This window comes from Bdellovibrio sp. ZAP7 (assembly GCF_006874645.1).
GTDB lineage: Bacteria > Bdellovibrionota > Bdellovibrionia > Bdellovibrionales > Bdellovibrionaceae > Bdellovibrio.
The window spans coordinates 2,094,592-2,117,029 of sequence record NZ_CP030082.1; the positions used below are offsets into that span (position 1 = coordinate 2,094,592).

The 22,438-nt window shown below is 45.1% G+C and carries 20 protein-coding genes; 16 read left to right on the forward strand and 4 right to left on the reverse strand.

Annotated features, from left to right (window positions below; all coding sequences use genetic code 11):
* The first annotated feature begins 51 nt into the window (after positions 1-51).
* Entirely contained in the window at positions 52-1,224 is a 1,173-nt protein-coding gene (locus DOM22_RS10155) for a patatin-like phospholipase family protein (RefSeq protein WP_142700242.1), read from the forward strand.
* Here DOM22_RS10155 and DOM22_RS10160 read toward each other — a convergent pair.
* Positions 1,221-3,089: a potassium transporter Kup gene (locus tag DOM22_RS10160; protein WP_142702185.1), complete on the reverse strand. Its 1,869-nt coding sequence runs from the start codon at positions 3,087-3,089 to the stop codon at positions 1,221-1,223. The genes DOM22_RS10155 and DOM22_RS10160 overlap by 4 nt on opposite strands.
* A 202-nt stretch (positions 3,090-3,291) precedes the next feature.
* On the opposite strand from DOM22_RS10160, the gene DOM22_RS19900 reads away from it, so the two are divergent.
* Entirely contained in the window at positions 3,292-3,468 is a 177-nt protein-coding gene (locus DOM22_RS19900; RefSeq protein ID WP_168196624.1) for a hypothetical protein, read from the forward strand.
* Here the strand turns inward: DOM22_RS19900 and DOM22_RS10165 are convergent.
* Positions 3,449-4,024, reverse strand: coding sequence for an NADPH-dependent FMN reductase (locus DOM22_RS10165; RefSeq protein WP_142700243.1), 576 nt, complete (start codon positions 4,022-4,024; stop codon positions 3,449-3,451). The two genes, DOM22_RS19900 and DOM22_RS10165, sit on opposite strands and share 20 nt — an antisense overlap.
* 77 nt (positions 4,025-4,101) lie before the next feature.
* Between DOM22_RS10165 and DOM22_RS10170 the strand changes: the two genes are divergently transcribed.
* The 12 genes from DOM22_RS10170 (at position 4,102) to DOM22_RS10225 (ending at position 16,842) form a co-directional block, all read left to right on the forward strand.
* Positions 4,102-4,791, forward strand: a complete 690-nt coding sequence (locus DOM22_RS10170) for a PilZ domain-containing protein (protein ID WP_142700244.1) — start codon at positions 4,102-4,104, stop codon at positions 4,789-4,791.
* Positions 4,792-4,939: 148 nt separating this feature from the next.
* A complete protein-coding gene (locus DOM22_RS10175) occupies positions 4,940-5,761 on the forward strand; it encodes a M14 family zinc carboxypeptidase (protein WP_246845573.1) in 822 nt (273 codons plus the stop codon).
* A gap of 354 nt (positions 5,762-6,115) precedes the next feature.
* Positions 6,116-6,796 carry a MotA/TolQ/ExbB proton channel family protein gene (locus tag DOM22_RS10180; protein ID WP_142700246.1) on the forward strand — a complete coding sequence of 227 codons (681 nt, stop codon included), beginning with the start codon at positions 6,116-6,118 and terminating at the stop codon, positions 6,794-6,796.
* 33 nt (positions 6,797-6,829) lie between these two features.
* Positions 6,830-7,291, forward strand: coding sequence for a biopolymer transporter ExbD (locus DOM22_RS10185; RefSeq protein WP_142700247.1), 462 nt, complete (start codon positions 6,830-6,832; stop codon positions 7,289-7,291).
* Positions 7,292-7,295: 4 nt separating this feature from the next.
* Positions 7,296-7,781 carry a biopolymer transporter ExbD gene (locus DOM22_RS10190; protein ID WP_142700248.1) on the forward strand — a complete coding sequence of 162 codons (486 nt, stop codon included), beginning with the start codon at positions 7,296-7,298 and terminating at the stop codon, positions 7,779-7,781.
* Positions 7,778-10,735, forward strand: a complete 2,958-nt coding sequence (locus DOM22_RS10195; RefSeq protein ID WP_142700249.1) for a lipopolysaccharide assembly protein LapB — start codon at positions 7,778-7,780, stop codon at positions 10,733-10,735. The genes DOM22_RS10190 and DOM22_RS10195 overlap by 4 nt, the downstream gene beginning before the upstream one ends.
* On the forward strand, positions 10,732-10,998 hold the full coding sequence (locus DOM22_RS10200; RefSeq protein WP_142700250.1) for a hypothetical protein: 267 nt from the start codon (positions 10,732-10,734) through the stop codon (positions 10,996-10,998). Before DOM22_RS10195 ends, DOM22_RS10200 begins: the two co-directional genes overlap by 4 nt.
* An 8-nt stretch (positions 10,999-11,006) precedes the next feature.
* Positions 11,007-12,236: an AgmX/PglI C-terminal domain-containing protein gene (locus DOM22_RS10205; RefSeq protein ID WP_142700251.1), complete on the forward strand. Its 1,230-nt coding sequence runs from the start codon at positions 11,007-11,009 to the stop codon at positions 12,234-12,236.
* 28 nt (positions 12,237-12,264) lie between these two features.
* The gene (locus DOM22_RS10210; protein ID WP_142700252.1) at positions 12,265-13,695 is read left to right on the forward strand and encodes a hypothetical protein; all 1,431 of its coding nucleotides are present in this window, start codon (positions 12,265-12,267) and stop codon (positions 13,693-13,695) included.
* 2 nt (positions 13,696-13,697) lie between these two features.
* Positions 13,698-14,483, forward strand: coding sequence for an outer membrane beta-barrel domain-containing protein (locus DOM22_RS10215; protein ID WP_142700253.1), 786 nt, complete (start codon positions 13,698-13,700; stop codon positions 14,481-14,483).
* A gap of 17 nt (positions 14,484-14,500) precedes the next feature.
* Complete coding sequence (locus DOM22_RS10220) at positions 14,501-15,547, forward strand: hypothetical protein (protein ID WP_246845574.1); 1,047 nt, start codon at positions 14,501-14,503, stop codon at positions 15,545-15,547.
* Positions 15,544-16,842, forward strand: coding sequence for a vWA domain-containing protein (locus tag DOM22_RS10225; RefSeq protein ID WP_142700255.1), 1,299 nt, complete (start codon positions 15,544-15,546; stop codon positions 16,840-16,842). Before DOM22_RS10220 ends, DOM22_RS10225 begins: the two co-directional genes overlap by 4 nt.
* On the opposite strand, the gene DOM22_RS10230 is transcribed toward DOM22_RS10225, so the two are convergent.
* Positions 16,839-17,564, reverse strand: a complete 726-nt coding sequence (locus DOM22_RS10230; RefSeq protein WP_142700256.1) for an ABC transporter substrate-binding protein — start codon at positions 17,562-17,564, stop codon at positions 16,839-16,841. The genes DOM22_RS10225 and DOM22_RS10230 overlap by 4 nt on opposite strands.
* Positions 17,565-17,613: 49 nt before the next feature.
* Positions 17,614-18,393, reverse strand: coding sequence for an MnmC family methyltransferase (locus DOM22_RS10235; RefSeq protein WP_246845575.1), 780 nt, complete (start codon positions 18,391-18,393; stop codon positions 17,614-17,616).
* A gap of 34 nt (positions 18,394-18,427) precedes the next feature.
* On the opposite strand from DOM22_RS10235, the gene DOM22_RS10240 reads away from it, so the two are divergent.
* Together DOM22_RS10240 and DOM22_RS10245 are read left to right on the forward strand one after the other, a co-directional pair.
* Positions 18,428-19,435 (forward strand): TIGR01212 family radical SAM protein, encoded by a 1,008-nt coding sequence (locus tag DOM22_RS10240; RefSeq protein WP_246845576.1) that lies wholly within the window; start codon positions 18,428-18,430, stop codon positions 19,433-19,435.
* A 511-nt stretch (positions 19,436-19,946) separates the two neighbouring features.
* Positions 19,947-22,370 carry a ribonucleoside-diphosphate reductase subunit alpha gene (locus DOM22_RS10245; RefSeq protein ID WP_142700257.1) on the forward strand — a complete coding sequence of 808 codons (2,424 nt, stop codon included), beginning with the start codon at positions 19,947-19,949 and terminating at the stop codon, positions 22,368-22,370.
* Positions 22,371-22,438: the final 68 nt, after the last annotated feature.

A 22,438-nucleotide genomic window follows, 5' to 3' on the forward strand; every position in this document is an offset into this window, starting at 1 on the left:
CAGTTTCTCAAAGTTCAATCTCCCCCACAAGTCCAAAAGGAGTCTTGTATTATGTCGAACTTAGGCCTGGTTCTATCTGGTGGAGGCGCACGAGGTGCCTTTCAGGTCGGCGTATTGGCGGCTGTGGCAGAAATATGCAAAGAACTTTCAATCAACAATCCCTTTGAAATTTACACGGGCGTCAGTGCCGGCGCGATCAATGTTTGCGCATTAACAGCACATCCCGGAAGCTTCACCGAAGCTTGCAAAACTTTGCAGGGAATTTGGGGAGGACTGAAAAGCCAAGATGTCTTTGTATCTGATCCGGTGTCCCTGACAGGAGTGGCTTTGCATTGGATGATGGATTTAGCGAGCGGCGGTATGAAACCTACTCCCGGAAAATCACTTTTAAACACCAAACCGTTACGCGAACTTATTTCCAAAAACTGTCCCTTTGAAAATATTCAAAAGAAAATTGATTCAGGTCTAATTCGGGGCGTGGGAATTTCTGCATTGGATTTCCACTCCTCATCAACAGTCACCTTCATTCAAGGTGTTACGGAGATACCATTATGGGAAAGAGTCAGAAGACAAGCAGCGAGATCGGAACTCAACGTAGATCACGTCATGGCCTCGGCCGCCATCCCGGTTTTGTTCCCGCCGATTGCGGTGGGTTCCAACTATTTCGGGGATGGGTCGATTCGGAACTTCAGCCCTTGCGGTCCCGCCATTTACATGGGAGCCGAGCGCCTGCTTGCCATCGGTGTCAGATGCAGAGAGGAGACTTGCTTCAGGCCTCGTCAAGTTGCACCTACAGAGATGCCCAGTGTGGCACGTGTTGCGAGTGTGCTTCTTCACGCTCTTATGAGCGATGGAATCGAATTTGATATCGAAAGAATTGAGCGTATAAATCTGGCCTTATCAAAGTTGGGGCGCTCGCAACGTAAATATCTGGCAGTGAAACATATAGACACTCTGTGGATCTCTCCGTCCCGTGATTTTTCAGAGATCGCCTCTCGACATGCGCATGAGTTGCCACGAATGATTCGCTATCTCTTGCGGGGATTAGGTGGCCTGGAAGAATCAGCTGAACTTTCTAGCTTCCTTTTGTTTGAAAAAGAATATGTGCACACTTTGATGGAGATTGGCTATGAAGATGGGTTGCGTGCAAAAGCTGAACTCACTCAGCTGCTCACAGGTCAAACAATGAAAGACACTATGGCAGCCGAATTACGGGAAAATTAAATCTCGACCTGGATTCCCACTTCGATCACTTGATTCGGTGGAATACGGAAGAACGCTGTTGGACGTTGCGCATTTTTCGACATCACCGCAAACAGACGTTCGCGCCAATGAGACATATGAAGCTCGTCAACTTTCGCAGGCCCCTTCGTTGTAATGATCGTTTCACGACCCAATACGAAAGTGGTCTCGTTTACATTAAAGTTGATGTCTTTATTACGGCAGGCTTCCAGGATGTGCTTCATTTTAGGCGTTTCCATAAAGCCGTAATAAGCCAAGATACGATAGAAATTTGGAACGATTTCTTGAATCGAGATATTGTCTTTCTTAGAAACAAAAGGAACCTCGCGCGTTTGAATCGTTAAGATCGCCACCCGCTGATGCAGAACTTTGTTGTGTTTTAGATTATGTAACAACGGCGCAGGCACCCCCCAAGGATCTCCCGACATGTAAATCGCTGTCCCTGGAACACGAATGGGTGGCTCGCGTAAAAGCTTCAACATGAAATCTTCTGTTGGCATTGAACGGTCTTTTAAACGACGGAATAAAACCTGACGGCCTTTTTGCCATGTCGTCATCAACAGATAAATCACCGCACCAATCACCAATGGCACCCAGCCACCATGGGGGATTTTGTGGAAGTTTGCCGCAAAGAACGCGATATCGATGATTCCAAAAATACCGAAAATTCCGGCAGCCTTAAAGAAACTCCAATTCCATTTCTGGCGAGCGACTTCGTATGCCAGAATGGTCGTGATAACCATCGTACCCGTCACTGCGATACCATAAGCGGCAGCGAGGTTGCTGGAAGTTTTAAATGTGAGAACCAACCACACAACACCCACGAACAATGACCAGTTGATCGCTGGAATATAAATCTGCCCGATCTCTTGCGAAGATGTATGCACGATGTTGATACGTGGACAGAAACCCAATTGAATTGCCTGACGCGTGATAGAGAACACACCGGAAATCAAAGCTTGAGAGGCAATCACCGCCGACGTAGTACTTAAACAAACCAGAGGAATGACCGCCCACTTCGGCGCCAACATGTAAAACGGATTTGAAATCGCATCGGAGTTCGTCAAAAGCAAAGCGCCCTGACCAAAGTAATTCAAAAGCAAAGCTGGCAAAGCAACAAAAAACCACGCCATGCGAATCGGTGTCTTACCGAAGTGCCCCATATCGGCGTAAAGAGCTTCACCACCGGTTACAACCAGGACAACCGATCCCAAAACCAAGAAACCGTGCACACCATTTCTAAAGAAAAACTCAATCGCATGATGCGGCCACATCGCTTCAAGAATTGAAGGATTGTCCAAAAGACTGTTCATCCCTAACACACCGAGCGTTGTAAACCACAGTAAAAGGATGGGACCAAAGATGACACCGATTCGCCCGGTTCCATATCGCTGCATTAAGAACAAAGCATTGATAATAAAAATCGTGATCGGAATGATGAAAGGGTCAAACTGATCAGTGACGATCTTTAAACCTTCCATCGCAGACAAGACCGAAATCGCCGGCGTAATCACACCATCGCCATACAATAGTGCGGCGCCGAAAAGCCCCAGAATTGTCATGATCCAACGACGATGGGTGATGTCTTTCGTATGTTGCGAGCGCACTGCCAGCGCCATCAAAGATAAGATACCACCTTCACCTTTATTGTCTGCGCGCATGACGTAAGCCATGTACTTTACGCAAATCGTGGTGATCATTGTCCACACGATGAGAGAAAGAATTCCGACGACATTTTCCGGAGATACGGCAAGTCCGTACTCGCCCCCAAAACATTCGCGCAAGGCGTACAAGGGGCTGGTTCCGATATCCCCAAAGACAATGCCCAAAGCAGCTAGTGATAGCATTGCTAGATTGGTGTTCTTATGACCATGGTCTTGGTGTTCGATGTCGCAACTCCATTTTAATTTTGAACCCCAAGTGTATGGAATCGCGAAGCTCTTGTCAGCAGCTGGACCACATGCCATAACGCAGCACTTCACATTACCTGATAGTCAGTTGCCTTCTTTTTAGGCCCTGGGAGAAAATAAGAGCTCAGGGAGTAAACTTATGTTTCGATCTGGTGATCTTAAAAACTCTGTTCTTCGTACCGTAGCCCACTCTAAATGGGCATTGGCAGTATTGATCTTGATTGGATTGGTGTATTTTGAAACTCGATTGAGCGATAAAAGTGTGGCTGACAACCGCCAGCCCACTTCATTGACAACTACTTCTTTGACGCAATAACTGAGTTGGCGTCGAGGTTGAAGGCCGACAGAGCCGAAACGAAGTTTCGGAAGCCAGTCGCTTGCTTCACTAGCAACTTTTTCAAACCCTCATCCTGAGGCTCCCCTTGCTCATTCAAAACTTTTGGAGCATTGGTGATGAAGATGCGCTCTGGATAAATAAAGGCGTTTCTGTATCCAAACACCTGTTGCAAATGCTCAACGGGACGAAGTCCACCAAACATCCAACCCAGGCCAATGAAACATACAGGGCGATACTCGAACGTTTCAGGGAACTTCATGTGATCGATGAAGTACTTCAAAGCACCTGGCATAGAGCCATTGTACTCAGGGCAAATCACAATCAAACCTTCGGAAGCCACAAGTTTGTCCAGGTAAGGCTGTAATCCGGAATGCTCTTTCCCATAGTGAGGACCGGTGTGGAGATGCTCTTTCACTTCGACCAGATCGATGATCTCGACTGTTTCCCCTTGGGACTTGTAGATCCCTTGGATATAGTTAGCAAGCTTCAGAGTGTTGGAACCTGGGCGATCAGTGCCCGCGATAATGTACTTCATTCGTAAATCTCCTAGACAAAGTGATATACCTTTCGTTGTAATAAAGGCAATACAGTTTTCAGAAGGGTGTCTTCGCAATGTCGAAAATTTGGTTTATCTTAAACGAAGGACAAGTTACAGGACCGTTTGAACCAGACGAAGTTGAATCACAAGTTGCATCCTTCAAAGAACCCCTGGTATGGGGTCGTGGCCAAGGTGAGTGGGATACTCCTGCCAAATGGCGCACGAAAATCAAAGATCTTTCGCCTTCCACTCCTGCCGGTGATCAAAGCAAAACCTGGATGACTCGCATCGAAGGCAAAATCAACAAAGAACCCATGAAGTACGCTGATATGATTGTCGCACTGAAAAAGCTGACAGATCTTTCACAAGTCGACATTTCCACTGACGGCGGAAAAACTTGGAAGGAAGTTTACGCTCTTCAACAGGTTGTGGATGATTTGGGCATCAGCCGCAGATCTCATCCTCGCGTTCCGATCGTGGGAACTTTGGAATTTGAGCCCAGCGAAACAGCACCACCCCTTAAATGCCGCGTGATTTCGATCAGCGAAGGTGGCTTGGGTATAAACGACGCCGAAGGTCTGCAAATTGGCCAAAAGTTTTTTGCGACTTTGACCAGCCCGAACCTTTATCAAACGATCACAACCACGTGCGAAGTGGTTTACATGGGAAATGATGGTTACGCAGGACTGCGTTTCGTAGGTCTGCCAGAGGAATTTAAATCCTCGGTTATTGAATACGTGCGAAAGTTTGCGACAGTTTCCTAAAGTTCGCGCGACTTACCAATTACAGTTCTAAGTCCAGTTTCAAATTGGAGCCACCTTAGTCTTTTGACAAGTCTGGTCTACATTCTTCATCGTGATATGCATGCTAGAACTATTATTCTCACTCTTAGTGTCCCCTTCGAATGCACCTGTGAACAACTACGCAACAGTCGTTCAGACTTTGCAACAGATCCAGGCTGCGAATCCCTCAACAACTGAACTGATTGATCTTGGTCAGAATGATTCCGGGCAAAACATTATCGGTATCAAAATTGGCGATGGTCCAACAGCAGATCTTATTGTGGGAACTCACCACGGCAATGAATATGGTTCCACTGCCGTTGCAATGGGTGCGGCTGATGCCTTTGCGAAAAATCCCATCAAAGGTCACACAGTTTACATCGTTCCGGTTTTGAATATTCCAGGCTTTAACTCTCGCTCTCGTTATGAGCGTCTAGGCGGCATGAGCTCTGTTGACCAGAATCGTGACTACCCAGGACCTTGCATCCCAGGCCAGCCGTTCAAATCCAAATCTACAAAAGCATTGGCGAACTTTATTGATCAAAAAAATATCATCAGCTCTGCCACTCTTCACACTCATTGGCCTGCAGTTCTTTATCCGTGGGGGTTTTCAACTCGTGATGTGATGACGAAAGACGATGCAACCTTCATTCAGCTTAGCAAAGACGCCGCTGTTGAAAGTGGTTATGATGTTGGAAATTCAAAAGACTTGCTTTACGCAGCAGATGGGGCTTTTGAAGACTACGCTTACTGGAAACATGGTATCTGGTCTTTGTTGTTTGAAATGGGTGAAACTCACACACCATCTGAAGCACAAATGGCACAAATGGTTTCCGTGAATGTTCCCGGTATCCGTCGCTTTTTTGAAAATGCACCGAAAGAACGCGCGAAAGATCATGCCTTCACTGGTAAATGTGATCGCAGCATTATGCAAAGAACTCATTTAGAGTAGTCAGACTGGTCTACACTCCGACTTCGCAGGAGTAGTTCCACTTAAATTCAGATTTAAACCCGATCCCACAAAGATCGGGTTTTTTATTTTCTAAAGCGCCTTCTTTACGGCCCAAACTTTGTATCAATCTGAGACCGAGCCTGCCTTTCATTTGGACGATTTCATCGTCGTTTTTAGCAAAAAAACAGTCCTTTCCGAATCTTATGGAGCACCACCAGGTGACGACAATTTTCGTCACAAAGTGACGTTTTAGTCGTCTCTAATTGAGCCAAGTACCTGTTACCTGGATGGTTTTTTATGGCACTGGCCTTGCTCATAAGGCTTCGGGAAAACTTTTAACCCCGGAGGATATACATGGAATTTCTAATGTCACTTGGTCGCGGTTTCACTTCTGGCGATGCTATCTGGATGTGGACTATTTTGGCTGCTCAAATCGTTTCAGTTGCTATTATTGCTGAGCGCTCTGTAGCACTTTTTATGAATCGTAAAGTAAATCAAAAGGATATCTCTAAAACGATCGCAGACGACATTAAAGCCGGCAAATTGGACCAGGCACTACGTCGCTCTATGCAGATCGGTTTGACTCAACCATTGGGCGTTGTGGCCTCTGCAGGCATCCAAGCCGCGATGGATTTGGGTGGTAAAGAAGAGATCCAACTTAAAATGGACGAAGTTCTTCTTGAAGAATCCAGCCGTGTTGAAAAACGCATCGGTTTCTTGGCGATGTTCGCGAACGTTGCGACTTTGTTGGGTCTTTTGGGTACGATCACAGGTCTTATCCACTCTTTCGCCGGTATCGCGAATGCGAACCCAGCTGAAAAAGCAGCGATCCTGTCTCAAGGTATCTCTCTTGCGATGAATACAACAGCTTACGGTCTGGTCGTAGCAGTTCCAGCGTTGATCATGTACGCGGTTCTACAAAACAGAGCGACTCGTTTGACGGAAGATTTGAACAAAGCGGCTTTGAATTTGTTCATCCAACTTGGTTACCACTACGCTCCAGTTTCTGACAAAAAAGAAAAAGCACTTAAATAGTACGAACGTAAGACATCTAACTGAGAGGGCTTTATGAGCGCATCAGGTAACGGTAACGACAAATTAAACTTCGAAATCAATATCCTGCCGATTCTGGATATCCTTTCTGTACTCATCTGCTTTTTGCTTTTGACTGCGGTTTGGTTGCAAATCGGTACTCTTGATACGAAACAAGCTATTGGTGACAACTCCACTGCGGGAGCCGTAAACCCACCGTCACTTTGGGTGACGATGGAAGCCGACGGCAGCATGCAACTTTCTTTGCGTGACGTTCCTAAAGCGAAAACTTTGGAAGAGCGTATCGCAAGATCGACTGAAGGTGTGGATTTGCAACGTCTTGAAGCACGTTTGCAAGCCTACAAAGCACAATGGCCAGATCTTAAAACAAGTGTGGTTCGTCCCGGCGCGCAGACCAATTATGGTGATGTGATCCGTGTGATGGATAAATTGAAGCAGAACTCATTCGAAGGCGTGGGCTTGTCCCCACTAGGGTAATTATATGAGAACTTCATTTGTAAATGTAAACAAAGCCCGTTCTCCCTTGATGGAAACCCAATCGCTGAAACCAGGCGGCAAAAAGAAGTCTTCTGGTGCACGCAATCTGGCTTTGGCGCTTCCGTTGACATCATTGATCGATGCTTTCTCTATCATCGTGATCTATCTTTTGATCGGTACGCAATCAAACGGTATCGAAGTTAAAAGCGGTCAAATGAATCTGCCAATCGCAGAACACTCTCAAGGTGTTGATAAAGAAATGGCGATTTTGAGAATCGAAAAAGGCAACTACTTCATTAATGACGAACGTGTCGTCGGCAGCCAGTTGGGATCTAAATTGGAATCCTTGAAAAAGGCTTCTAAAGAAGAGGTAGAGCTGATGATCCAAGCTGACACCGAAATGAAATACGCTGACCTGGATCCAATCATCAAGGCTGGTTCTTTGGCAGGTATTGAAAAACTTAAATTTGCGGTGGTACCAAAACAATGAGAACACTAAAACGCCTTCTAATTATCAGTCCGATTCTGGCAGGCGCTCTGTTTACGCAGATCGCTCGCGCAGAAAAGATGAACTCCGACACGCAAGATCTTGTCGTCGGCAAGATGGAGCGCGTTTTAAAGGCGATGGACAGCAAAGATCCATCGTGGGTACCAACGCAACAACGTTTGGCGGATACACTTGCTGAAAGAGCGCGCACGCGCTTTATGCAAGAAGTTGAAGCAAACTGTGACGGCTGCAAAGGCTCTAAGGCCGACCGTCAAAAAGCGATCGAGATCTATGAAAATGTCTTAGCTAAAATTGAGCTGAATGAACATGGTCCGATCTTGTTCCAATTGGGTCACTTGTACGAAATGGCTGGTCAAAACGACAAGTCCATCGAACTTTTCCAAAGCATCGTAAAAGACGCCAAGAAAAAATCCATCTCTGCCGATATCGTTTCCCGTTCCCACGCAGAGTTGGGCGATTTGCTTTTTCAAAAAGGCAAATTCAAAGAAGCGAAAGCTCACTACGTCATCGCTCTTAAAGATAAAAAACTTCAAAACCGCGCCTTGGCGACTTACAATATGGCGTGGAGTGATTTCAATGACGACAAACTGGCGTCAGCGATCTCCACTATGGAAGGCTTGCTTTCTAAGCCTGAACTGATCACTCGCGATACTGAAACAGGTGCTTCTTACGACCCTGTTTTCCACGCAGATATCGTGCGTGACCTTGGTACATTCTATGCGCGCAGAAACATCTCTGTGAAAGAAATCGCTCGCTATGAAGTGCTTTCCCCTAAAGAAAAACGTAAAGAATTGCTTCTAAACTTCGCTCAGGAAGCAGACCGTGTTGGTCAAAAACAAGCCGCTGCTGATATCTTGAGCCGTTATATGGATCAAGAAGGTTTGACAGATGCTGAGACTCTGGAAGCTTTCGTTCGTATGGCGAAAATCAACTATGACCGGGGTCAAACAGGTAAATCGACTCAAGACTTTGCCAAAGCTGCCAAGTCGTTCAAAAACACATGCAAAGACGCAACTAAATGTGAAGAGTTGAAAAAGACGATGAAGACGTATGTAACGGAACTTCACCGCTCTAAAAAATTGAAACCAGACCAGGATCTTTTGAACTCTTATGTGATCTATTCAAACACTTTCCCAGAAGACACAGAGATGACGACTCGCGGTGCTCAAGTTGCAATGGACATGGGTAAACCTGCTATTGCGGCTCAGCTGTACCGCGCAATCAGCGACAACTCTGATTTGTCTGAAAAAGAACGTCAAAATGCACTTTTGAATGAAGTGGCCGCTGGTGAAAAATCCAACGATGCGAGTATTCAAAAAGCGGCTTACATCAACTTCCTTAAAAAAGGTAAAGATGAAGGCAAATCTTTTGAAGTTCGTTACCAAATGGCTTACCTAAGCTACCAACAAAAACAGCTGAAAGAAGCTGCTGTTGCCTTCAATGACTTAGCGACAGATAAAAAAGGCAATGCGGATCTTCGTAAGAAATCAGCAGACCTGGCTTTGGACAGCTTGGCGCAATTAAAAAACGACGAGCAAATTCAAGAATTGGCAGCGAATTACGCAGTGATCTTTCCTGCTCACAAAGCGGAATTCGAATCCACAAGCCGTAAAGCTTTGATGAACCAAGCAGCGGCTTTGGCGAACAATCCAAACTCCAGCAAATCAGATATGCGCACTGTTTTGAAGCGCATTACGAACACAAATCTGGCATCTGCTAAATCTGAAGAAAAGATTTTGTTCTATACAAATGAAAGCATTTTGGCGCAAAAACTGGGTGAAGAAGAAATTTATGTTCAAGCCTTGAACAAATTGATCGCTTCTGATGTTTCAGCTGCGAAAAAAGAAGCTTACCTTGAGCAATTGACTGGCTACTATGAAAAGAAACTGGATTTCGCCAACGCTTATAAAACAGCTCTTCGTCTGAAAATGCCTAAAGTTTCTGAAAAAGACCGCGAGTTCCGTTTGGGTACTTTGGCAGACCTTGCCAACATGAATCCGCAACGTCACTACCGTGCCGCTTTGAAATTGGGCATTAAGGGTGACCGCGCAATGGTTATGCGCACTCGCCTGGTTCTTATGTCTGGCAATCCAGCCTCAGAATTGAAAGCTCAATCAAATGAACTTCGCCGCAGTCCTTCTCTATTGAATGACACGGCATTGTTGGTATTCGCTCGCCACGGTATGAGCGGTAACCTTAAATCTGTCTTGGACATGAAAGAGATCCGCAACCGTTCGGCTGCTCAATTCATCCAAAAACAGCCTTTCTATAACAAAGCATTGAGCTTTAAAAATCAGATCGCGTCCCACATGATCGTGACGAAATCTGATAAGCAAATGCAAAGAGATATCACGGAGCGTATCAAGCTTTTGGCTAAAGCCGATAACTTGCTTCAAGAGGCGAATCGCACTCGTGATATCACGGCTCAATTAATGGCACTTGAGATCGTTTCTGTTGAGAATGACAGAATGGTTCGTGATTTAGTGAACTTGCCTATGCCGAAGGGTTTAACTCCACAGGAGCAGGCTCAATACGTGGGTATCTTGAAGTCCAAATCCAAACCCTACCTGATGAAGGCGAAATTCGCGGAACAACGTGAAAATGACCTTCTAAACAACTCTCAGGCCCTGGCGCAAATGGCTCAGGATTACAGAACTGCCCGTCCTGAGATCCAAAACATCCTGAAACGCGAGATGACTTTGATCACTCAATTGCAAGCAAGTGGCAAAATGAAGTCAGCTGTTTCCGATGCGCTAAATTCGTCACAGGCAACAGCGTCTGATTTGGCCTCCGCGCGCAAATCAGTGGCAGCTGAGCCTAACAACGCAGGTGAGATTGTAAAACTTAAAACTCTAGAGACGAAAATGGGCCATCCCCTAATGGCTTCGTACCTGGAAGGCCGTTTAAATCAATTACAGAGAGGAAAAAGCCTATGAAAACGCTAATTCTATTGGCGCCCTTCTTGCTTAGTATACTGGGTGCCCCTGGCGCCTTAGCGGCAAATAAAGCTAAGAAGGCCGAAGGGAACAAACCGCAACTAGGCACCTCCTTTAAGTTTGATGGAAGTGCTCTTCGCGGGAAATACCAAAGCTCTCTGAATACGAAAGCCACGGTAGAAAACGATAAATTATTGGAAGATCTTTTGGCTGGACGAAAAGAATTTAACGACAGAATCCAAGACGATCTAAAAAGAAACTAGGACGTAACATGAACGCAGCAAAACTAATCATTCTAGAAAACATCGCGGGACAAAAAGTCCGCACGTTTGCGGTTGATTCAGAGTCCTTGAACATCGTGTACCTTAAGGATCAACGCCGTGTTGAAGCCTTGGCAGACTTGAAAGTTCTTAAAGACAATGACATCGACTATAGCCTTCTTAAAAAGATCGATCTTTCTAAGTTGAGCGCTAAAGGTGAATCTTTGGCCGGTTTAGGTCGTATCCGCCTGGCAAGTAACGATGACGTGACAAGCCCTCAATACTCTTTGCATGAAGAGCAGGATGAAGAGCAACTAAAGACAATGTTGACTCGTACGGCACTTACTCACTTGGTCATTGTCGGGATCATCATGATGGGTACTTTCATCGCCGCAAAATACTTTACTAAAAAAGATGAAGCTCCTTTGGTAACTATCGTTATTCCTAAAGAAGCTCCTAAAGTTGTGGAAAACAAACCGGTTCCTCACGTGAAGATGTCTGAAAAGAAAATCAAGCCATCTAATAAAGTGTATAAACCAGTCGTTAAGAAACAACCTATCAAAGTTAAGAAATACACTGTGAACACGAACAAAGCGAAAAGCGTACAACGCGTGGGTGCTTTGGCTGCCTTGGGTGGAACTCCTAAAGGCACTCGTGGTTACGAAGGTCTTGATAACAACTCCATGAAAGCCATTCGCTCTGCAGGTATCGGTAACGGTGGCGGCGGTGTTGGTTCAGCAGGTCGTGGTGGTGTTAAAGGTTACCTTCCTGGCAACGGCTTGATCGCTGGTTCTGCAGGCGAAGGTGGTCGTGCAGAAAGCGCTGGCGGCTACGGCACTCGTGGTGTTGGTGGCGGTCGCGCGGGTTACGGTAAGATGAATATGGTTGGTGGTACTGCTGCTTCCAGTCTTCCCCTTGATGCGGAAGCGACTGTTGAAGGTGGTTTGGACCGTGACCAAATCATCGCGGTTATCAACCGTAATAAAGGTCAAATCGTATATTGTTACGAAAAAGGTTTGCAAGCCCAACCCGCAATCGGTGGTCGTGTAGCAGTTGACTTCGTGATCGGTCCAAATGGTCGCATCACAACAGCTAAAGTGGCACAAAGTTCTTTGGGTTCGGCAATGGTTGAAAACTGCATGATCGCTAAAATGAAATCATGGCAATTCCCGAAACCAGTTGGAAAAGTAAACGTTGATGTTCTTTACCCATTCGAATTAATGCGCGTTTCGGCTCGCTAAGAATTGAACGAGTATTAAAGAGGTTTATATGAAGACGGTAAAAAGTTTGATGATCGCAATCCCAGCAGCAATGGCCCTCACAGCATGTGATGGCTGGCAAAAGAGTCCTTCATCGGACCTTCAAGAAATGCGCGCTCAAGCGAAAACTATCACTGAGATGGGGCCTGATAAGCCTCAGACAATCACTGAGACCGTCGTGGTGACTCAACCTTCACCAGTAGAAGTAACTAAGACTGTTGTCGTTGAGAAACAAGTCGAAGTTAAAGTTAAAGAAACAGATATCACTCGTTCAATGATCCTTTTGACGGCTGATTCTGAAATGACTTTCTCGGAAGGCGTTTCTTCTTCATATAAAATCCGCGCTTCCCTTCCAGTTCCAGGTGCAGCAGTTACTTTGACTGTTTCCAACCTGCCTGAAGGCGCTTCTTTGAAGCCTTCTTCTGAAAAAGACGTTTACGTTTTGTCTTGGAATCCTCCAATGTACACAGTAGACGCTGGTAAATCTTTGAAATCTATCCCTGTGAAATTCACAGCAACAGTTACTAATGCTGGGACATCTAAAAACGCCGAAGCGGTTAAAGGCATGATCAACGAACTGGATAAAACTTTGTTCGTGACTAAGAACCAAGTGGCTCCAAGTGCCTTGTCAGTATCTGGAATCGCAGCTGAAATTTCTGAAGATCAACTAACACCGTTCTCTGTAACAGTCACTGTTCCAGGTATCGATGGTAAATCTTCTCAAAAACCACGTATCGTGATCAGCTACGATGCAAACGCTATCACTGCAGGCAACGACTTCCTGGAGCTTGATGGTTCCCGTTATGTAATCGCTGACCTTAACAAAAAAGATGCTGAATACCTTGGCGATTCTAAATGGAAAATCAACTTGATCTTCGATACTAAAAATATCGCTGTTCAACCCCAATTGGCCAAAGACGGCACTATTATGTTGCAAGCTAACGGCACGCGCGTTCGTTTCAGCGTAAAAGCTTTCAGCCCGAACGGTCTTTCAACGGCTGAATCAGTTGTGCAAACGAAGATCGTATACACAAAAACTATCTCTGCTCCCCGTTTTGACGTTTCCGGTCTTGGCAAACAAGGTTTGGAAGTTTCCCCGGGCGAAAAAGTAACTCTTCGTTTCTCAGCTTCTTCAAGCAGCAAAAACGCAGTGGTTGCGGTTGAATCTAAAAACTCTGGTTTGCCAGGCAATCCACAAGTTTCTTGTGAGGCTTCCGCTGCCGGCAGTAACAAACAAGAATGTACTTTGACTTGGGAAGTTCCTTGCGATGCAACTTCAAAAACATTGAAGGGCGCAATCGAAATGTCTGCGACGGGTTCTTTGAACGGTCAAATCTCTAATGTCACTGAATACGCTTTGAAAACTGTCAAAGCAGCTAAAGACAAAAAACTTTGCGCTGCTACTGCTACAACGGCCGCTAAAGCTGTGGAGGCTAAATAGTTATGAAAAACTTTAAACTTCTTTCTGCAACTGTTTTGTTAATCGCACTTAGCTCGCAAAACGCTTTCTCAGCTCCTGCCAAAAAAGCTGTGAAAAAAGCGGCAACGGCTTCTTCTCAACCTGCTCGTGTTAACGACAATAGCGATGTCACTAATGACATCGACTCTTTGGGTGGTAACGAACAGTTGATGAACATGGCGCAAAATATCAAATCTGAAAGCCGTTCTCGTATCGTTCAAGAGCGTATCGTTGACAGACGCAACCGACTTGAAGTGGGTGTTAACTACGGAATGAATTTCGGTGGTGATGCTTACACGAAAACTCAAGCTATGGGTGCTGCTCTGGATTTCCACATCACTCCTCGTTGGTCTATTGGTGCAAGATACTTTGACTATGGAAACTCTTTGTCTCCAGAAGGAAAGCGTATTTTCGATCAAGCTAAAGCAAACTACCAAGCCGGTGGCCGTGCTTACGCTGTTGATATCGACTACCCAGAAAGTTCTGTAATGGCAGTTCTTAACTGGTACCCAATCTACGGTAAAACAAGCTTTATGGATGTTGGTGTAACTCAGTTCGATATGTACTTGCTTGGCGGTGGTGGTCAAATTACTTTGTCCAGCGGCTCAACTGCAGTTTACACAGCAGGTCTTGGTATCGGTGCTTGGATTACAAAGCATCTAACTGCAAGAGCTGAAGTTCGTTACATGAATTACAACGACAAACCAGTAACAGGTGAACGCAACTTGAATGTTGTCACTGGTAACCTTGGTCTTGGATGGATGTTATGATTTCCAAAAAGACTTTTGTGTCTCAACTTCTAATGGTCACGGCTTTAAGTGTTGGTCACAACGCTTTGGCTGCTGAGCGCTTTTCGGTGAAGGACTGGGGCAACTCCCTGGAAAATTCTTTGTCTGAAAAAAGCGGCAAGACCACTTTGAACTTGCTGGACTTCAACAAACTTGAAAGCAAAGTGATTGGTTCTTCTAGTGATAGCAAAATCAAACAGAAAATCCAAAAAGCCCGTGAGTTATTTGCGGCTGGCAAATACTCTCAATCTTTGGCTCTTTACAATGAAGTTCCACGTGGCTCAGACTATTGGTTCCAAATCGTAGAGGAAAAAGGTTGGGCTTACTTCCGTCAAAACGATTCGGAAAAAGCTCTGGCTCAATCTAAAACTTTGTTGAGCCCGCAATTCGCAGAAGTGGTTAACTCTGAAGCCTACTTGCTTCAGTCTTTGGCTGAACTAAAAATCTGCGATTATAAGTCGGTTTTTAAAACGACTCAGATGTTCAAAGAAAAACAACGCGATCGTATCGCTTCTGTTCAAGCTTTGACCAAAGAAGGTTTTAACGACGCGTTCCTGACTGTTTTGAAAAAGGTTGATAAATTCCCATTGCAAGCAACTGAAGTGGGCGAATCTTTGTTGAAGCTTCCGGTTCTTTACTACAAAGACGTGGAACTTCAGAAACAGATGTTGCGCTTTAAGTTGAGCCAAAAAGGGATGGAAGTTTTGGCGGCTAAAAACGTACAGCGTACTTTGCAAACTCAACTGGACCAAATCAACAAGGAAGCTTTCATCAATATGAAAGTGCGCCTTCAGGAATTGGCTAACAATGAAACGGCTGACAACAAACGCGTTATCGGCAAATTGAACCTGGTAGAAGTTGAAGCGATTCAACGTGTTCACACGGATCAAAAACTTGCGGATGCGGCTTATACGAAAAATGATTTCAAAGACACAAATGTCGACCAGTTGGTATTTAAAGACGACGGCCGCCCTTGGATTGATGAATTGGACAAGTACGACGTAGTAACGAAGTCTTGTGCTCAAAATGTTAGGAGAAAAATGTGAAACCACTTATAGCTCTTTGCATTTACCTTTCAGCGTTTTTGTTGCTTTCAGCTTGTGCGCAAGAATCTGGCACTATCATTGCGCAAAAAACTCTGGAACAACCAAAAGTTGAGCTTCCTGTTTACCCGGACGTTGTTCAACCAGAACAACCAGAAATTCCAGTTTACCCAACTGTGAATCAGCCAGAAATCGTTTGGATCACAGAGGACGGCGGTCAAAGTCAGCTTGATTTCAACCCACGCGTTGACATCCTGTTTGTAACTGACAACTCGGACTCTATGAAATCTGCGCAAGCAAACTTGATCAAGAACTTGAACCGTTTCACAAATGGTATCACGAACAACAAGATGATCGACTACCATATCGGCGTGATCTCCACTTGGGACAGCTCGGAGCGTTTTGCGACGAAGAAAAAAGATACTTACCAAATTGGTGAGCTTCGCAATGTTAAATCGATAGCAGGTACTGATTCTAAAGAACGTTTTGTAACTAAAAAAGACTCTGCCGGTGTTTTGGCGAACACTTTGAAAATCGGTGTTGCTCCTTATGCTGAAGGTGGCCCTGAAGTTGAAGAATTCTTCTCTCCCCTTGCCGCAGCTTTAGATAAAAGCGGTCATGCAGCAGTGAATGAAGGCTTCTTCCGTGAAGACGCCCAACTCGTCGTAATCTTTATGACGGATGCTGATGATTCTTCAACTCGCATCACTCCAGAGCAAATGGCGCAAACTTTGATTGATTTCAAAGGTGGTCGCCAGGATAAGGTTTCCGTATACGGTGTCTTGGTTAATGCCAAAGATCCAGACTCTGTAAAAGACTGGGATTTGCGTGTTCACCCGAAATACCACCCGGAGTGCTTTACGGGTCAAAAGAACAACGGCAAATGTACTGGTTTCGGTCCAGAGCGTTTGGAAGAAATGATCGTGGCTGCGAATAGCGGTGCCGGCAATCCAAAACAAATCCGTGAACAGTATATCATGAGCATCACTTCCCCGATCTTCGGTACAGAGTTGGGTCGCATGGGAGATTCCATTACGGTTAAGACTTTGGAAAAACAAATTTTCCTAAGCCAAATCCCACGCGTGGATGACGCTGGTAAATTGATGTTGCGTGTTCGTTACGGTACGGCTGATGTTTTGGCTCAAGGCAAAGGTCAGTTGATTCCTAACAAAGCGAACGGTGGTTGGACTTACAATCCAAGTTCAAACTCTGTGAAACTTTCTGGTAACGTAAAATACGAATACAAAGAAGGCGCTAGATTCGCCGTAGACCTGGTTCCAGTTCCTTTAGCTAACTAAAGATTCGATTTCATCACAGAAGGTTCTGTTAACTTCAGAACCTTCTGCAGACTTCCATCCGCTTTCATTTGTTCCAAAACCGTATTAAATTCTTTTAGCAGATTCTGCCCCTCTTCATCATTTCGAAAAGCAAAATAACAATCCTGACTCGATACCGGATTTTCACGGCTATAGTTGATACCTTGAACTTTACTTAACTCTAAAGCACGAAGCCCTGACCGTTCCTCAACGATAAAGGCATCAATGGTTCCATCAGCCAAGCGGCGCATATTGGCAACGTCATCATCGGCATAGATGAATTTCACTTTGCTGTTTTCCTGAATCTCCGCCGGATAGTGATAACGGAAGGTTAAGCCAACATTTTTTCCGTAAAGCTCTTTAAATGTCTTCAAGGGACGTTTTTCACGATAAAAAATAAAATTGGTCCGAATATAAAAGGGCGTGGATTTCAACGCATCTTTCGGAACGGAGTTGTCCATTCCCGGAAAAAACCCTTCCGCTTTTCCATTAGAAAAAGCTAACTTTGCTTTATTAGAAGTCAGAACCTCGACCTTGAATTTACTTTTAGTGCGAGAGGAAATTTCGTTAGCGAGCTTTAGAAATGATCCTTTGTCTTTGCTTTCCACAAATAAAGGAATAGGAAAAGTCACCAGGCGTGCGACCTTGGCTTCCACAGAACCGGAAATACAAAATAAGGGAAGAACCAGATATTTGATTTTCATGCACAGATAGATTGCATGGTCTCACGGTCATTTAGCAAACAATTTATGTTTACTGATCAACAATTGGGAACGCCTTCACTCCCAATGTCGAACCTCGTTTAGAAAAAAATCCGGGACGTTCAGTTACGACGAATCCTTGCATTCGTAAAGCGCGCTTCATATTGCTTTTGCAAGCGTAAGTCGTAAGGACACTTTGTTCAGCAGAAGATTCCAACAGCAGACGATTCAAAAAATCCTCACCCCATAGATGGGGATGAGTTTTAGAACTGAAAGCATCATAGAAAAAACCGTGATAACGAGAAACGAATTTTATGCCTTCATGAAGAGAACCATGAATATCCGTGAGATTTACGAAATGTTGCTTCAAGAAAGACTTTAACTCGCTGACTTGAATTTCGGTGCCTTTCAAAACGTGCATCAAAGCATCATCATAAACTGCGGCAACATCTGGTAAAAGACTTGAGTATTGATCATGCAGCCACAGATAAAAGAACTCACGCAGTTCAGGAATACTTTCGTAGCTGGTGATAAGGCCCACGGATTTATTTCGCTTAAGGGCCTCGCGGGCAATATTCATTTCGATGTAGCCCAAGCCCAATCCCACCACCATAAAATGAGGATTATCAACTTTCTCTAAAACATCGGCCGCCACATTCCCGTAAAGATGGGTGGTTTCAGTGCTCGCCCCGCCGGAGTGATGCATGGACTCGCCATAGGGTTTTGCAGGATCTAAGGATTCCAATAGACGCAAAGTGGGGCTTTGATCCTTGGTAATTTCGATCTCAAACCCTAGATCACGCCATGATTTCAGTGGTTTTGGCTCAATCATTGACTTCCCGCAAAATAAAACCCATAAACGCCCTATGGAAAAAGGCTGGTTGGGACTTCCCTATCACACTATCAGTGAGCACTACAATCATCTCTTTGGCGAGAAGGTCTATAAGATCCCCGTCACTGTGGTTGATAATTGCCCAAACCGTATGGGTTTAAAGGGTATGCAAACCTGTGTGTTTTGTGATGTGTGGGGATCCGCTGCAAATGCGGAAGCCATGACCATGGAACTTCGCGAACAGATCGAAAAATATCATGCCCACATTGCTGATCGTTACAATGCCAAGGCGTTTTTGATTTACTTCCAAGCCTATACCAACACTTTCACCAAAGTGTCGGCTCTTCGTAACAATTTTGATATCGCACTTTCCTATCCGTGGGTAAAGGGCTTCACCTTAGGAACTCGCCCGGATTGCCTTTCCAAATCCGTGATGGACCTGTGGAACGAGTATCATGAGAAGTCCTTTGTCGCGGTCGAGATGGGCGTGCAAAGCTTCTTTAATGATGAATTGGAGTTCATGCGCCGGGGTCACACTGCGGAGGCCGCTGTGGAAGCCATCCATAAGATTGCTGATAACACCAAAGTGGACTTGGGAATTCATTTGATCTTTGGAAGCCCGGGTGAAACGGATGAGCGCATTATTAAGACGGCAGAGATCGTAAACACTCTGCCTATTACCAATGTGAAACTTCACAATCTGCATGTTCTTAAAAACACTCCGCTGGAAGGCATGTACCACGCCGGGGAATTTTCTCCGATTGATCAGGTCACTTACACGCGCCGAGTGGAGTTGTTCCTGCAGCATTTATCGCCGCGCTTTGCTTTGCACCGTTTGGCGGCTTATTCGTCTCGTTGGGATGAGTTGGTAGCGCCGGATTGGACAAAAAATAAAATGGGCACACATCAAGCGATCATCGATCACTTGCGCGCCAATGGATCCTATCAATCTCAATATTTTCACGCGAATTCGGAGTTGGATCTTTCCGCCCAGGCAGTTTTGCTAAAAAAATCCCGCCGCGTGGACGCATCTCCGTGCTGAATTTCTGCACAATTTAAGTTCCTGTAAGATCACGACAGGTAAATTTCAGGCTGAGGAACGAAAAATCGAGCATTTAGCGCTAGACCTTGGTTTTACACTCGGGAAACAGGGGTCACTTGCACTCTTTTTTCGCAGGACAGACGTGTCAATCGCTAGGATATATCTGCTTAAATGATGAGCAACGTCACAAAAAAATCAGCGTTATTTCAAAAAATACTCTTGCAACTTTCCGGAAAGAATTACACAGTTGGAATTGAGATCGATACCCGCCTTATTGACGAGGCACCCGGGACCGACCCCTAGATATAGGGGTTCACACAGGGAGGTACTAGACGTTTTTGATGAAGCAAAACTTATGTTTCAGCGACCTCAAAACTTAAAGCTAATGGATTAGCGCTCAGTCTCAACCAATCTACATCATTATATTTAACGGCGGCGGATTTTGCGAGGGGCAGAATGCGGCGGCGGGATTTTTTTGCCCAAAAGGAACTGGGCAGAGGGGATTTGCACCATGTTGGAAACAACAGCTCACATCATGAGAGTTAAAAAGAGAGATGGAACTCTTGAACCAGTCGACGTAACGAAGATCGTTGAACGTGTGACTCGTAATTGCCAAGGTTTGACTCAAGTCGACCCACTTCGCGTTGCTACGAAAGCAATCAGCGGTCTTTACGATGGCGCAACAACAAATGAGTTGGATAATCTTTGTATCCAGACGGCTTCTTTGTTGATCGGTGAAGAACCAGAATACTCTCGTTTGGCTGCCCGTCTTTTGGGCATCTATATTGATGAGGAAGTTCGCTCTCAAAAAATCCAGTCTTTCGCTGACTCTGTAAACTATGGTTTCCAAGCCGGTTTGTTGTCAGAGACGACTAAAAACTTCGTTGAAGCAAACAAAGCAGCTCTTTGCGCGGCAATCGAGCCTTACCGCACAGACCGTTTTGAATACTTCGGCTTGAGAACTGTTTACGATCGTTATTTGCTAAAAAATCCAACTTCACGCCAGGTGTTTGAAACACCTCAATACTTCTTTATGCGTGTGGCTTGCGGTTTGGCTCAAACGGTTGATGAAGCTATCGAGTTCTATCGCTTGATCTCTTCTCATGACTACATGGCGTCTACGCCAACATTGTTCAACTCTGGTACTTTGCGCCCTCAAATGTCTTCTTGCTATCTTTTGGATTCTCCAACAGATGACTTGGAAGCGATCTACAAAAAGTACACAGACATCGCTTTGCTATCTAAATTCGCTGGCGGCATCGGTGTTGCTTACTCTCGTATCCGTTCCCGTGGTTCTTTGATCAAAGGAACAAACGGTCACTCTAACGGCATTATCCCTTGGTTGAAAACTATGGACTCTTCTGTGTCTGCAGTTAACCAAGGTGGTAAACGTAAAGGTGCTGCTTGTGTGTACTTGGAAACTTGGCATGCTGATATCGAGGAGTTCCTTGAACTTCGCGACAACACAGGTGACGAAGCTAAACGTACTCACAACTTGAACTTGGCAAACTGGGTTCCAGATTTGTTCATGAAACGCGTTGAAGCTGACGGCATGTGGTCTTTGTTTGACCCACGCGTAGTGCCTCATTTCGTAGACACTTATGGCCCGGAATTCGAAGCGGCTTACGAACAAGCTGAAGCTGAGAAAAAATATTCTAAACAAATCAAAGCCCGCGACCTTTACTCTCGCATGATGAAAACTCTTGCGCAGACTGGTAACGGCTGGATGACATTTAAAGATGCTTCCAACATGAAAGCCAACCAAACTGGTGAGGCTGGTAATGTGATCCATCTTTCAAATCTTTGCACAGAGATCCTTGAAGTGACTTCAAACTCTGAAACAGCGGTTTGTAACTTGGGTTCTGTGAACCTTGGCAGACACGTTGAAAACGGTCAGTTCAACTTCGACAAACTGGCGAAATCTGTTCGCACAGCTGTGAAGTACTTGGACCGCGTTGTTGATATCAACTTCTACCCTATTTCAACGGCTCAGGATTCCAACCACAAATGGCGTCCAGTTGGTTTGGGCGTGATGGGTCTTCAAGATGCTTTCTTCCAATTGAAGTTGCCTTTTGACTCCCAAGCGGCTCGTGATTTGTCTGCTAAAATCCAAGAAGAGATCTACTACAACGCTCTTTTGACTTCTTGTGAACTAGCTGAAAAATACGGCGCTCATGGTGCTTACGAACAAACTCGTGCAGCTAAAGGTTTGTTGCAATACGACCTTTGGGGTGTGACTCCGACTCAACCAGAGCGATTCAATGCTTTGAAAGCGAAAATCAAACAACACGGTTTGCGTAACTCTTTGTTGATCGCTATTGCTCCCACAGCAACTATCGCTTCTATCGTAGGTTGCTACGAAGCGATCGAACCTCAAGTATCGAACTTGTTCAAACGTGAAACGCTTTCTGGTGAGTTCATGCAGATCAATAAGTACTTGGTCCAAGATCTTAAAGCGATTGGTCTTTGGACTGAAGACATGCGCAATGAAATCAAATTGAACGATGGTTCAATTGATGAAATTGCGATGATCCCACCTCAGATCAAAGAACTTTACCGTACTGTTTGGGAAATCCCAATGAAGTCATTGATTGAAATGGCTGCAGACCGTGGCGCTTACATCGACCAAGCTCAATCTTTGAACTTGTTCATGGAAAGCCCGACTATCGGTAAAGTTTCTTCTATGTACATGTATGCATGGAAGAAAGGTGTGAAAACGACTTATTACTTGCGCTCTCGTCCAGCGACTAAGATCGCAAAAACGACTGTGAAGTCTTCTAACAACGGTATGGGAATGACAACAGCTGCTGCAAACACAATGGATGCAGCTCCTGCAGCTCCGACTCAAGAAGCCGCTCCTAAGAAAACTTACACAGATTCAGAAGTGATTGCTTGTTCTTTGGAAAATCCAGAGGCTTGCGAAGCTTGTCAGTAATCCAGCTTTAAGCTGTCAGAGCTGAAAGTCCGAGGTGGACTTTCAGCTCAAAAAAGAGCACCGGTGCC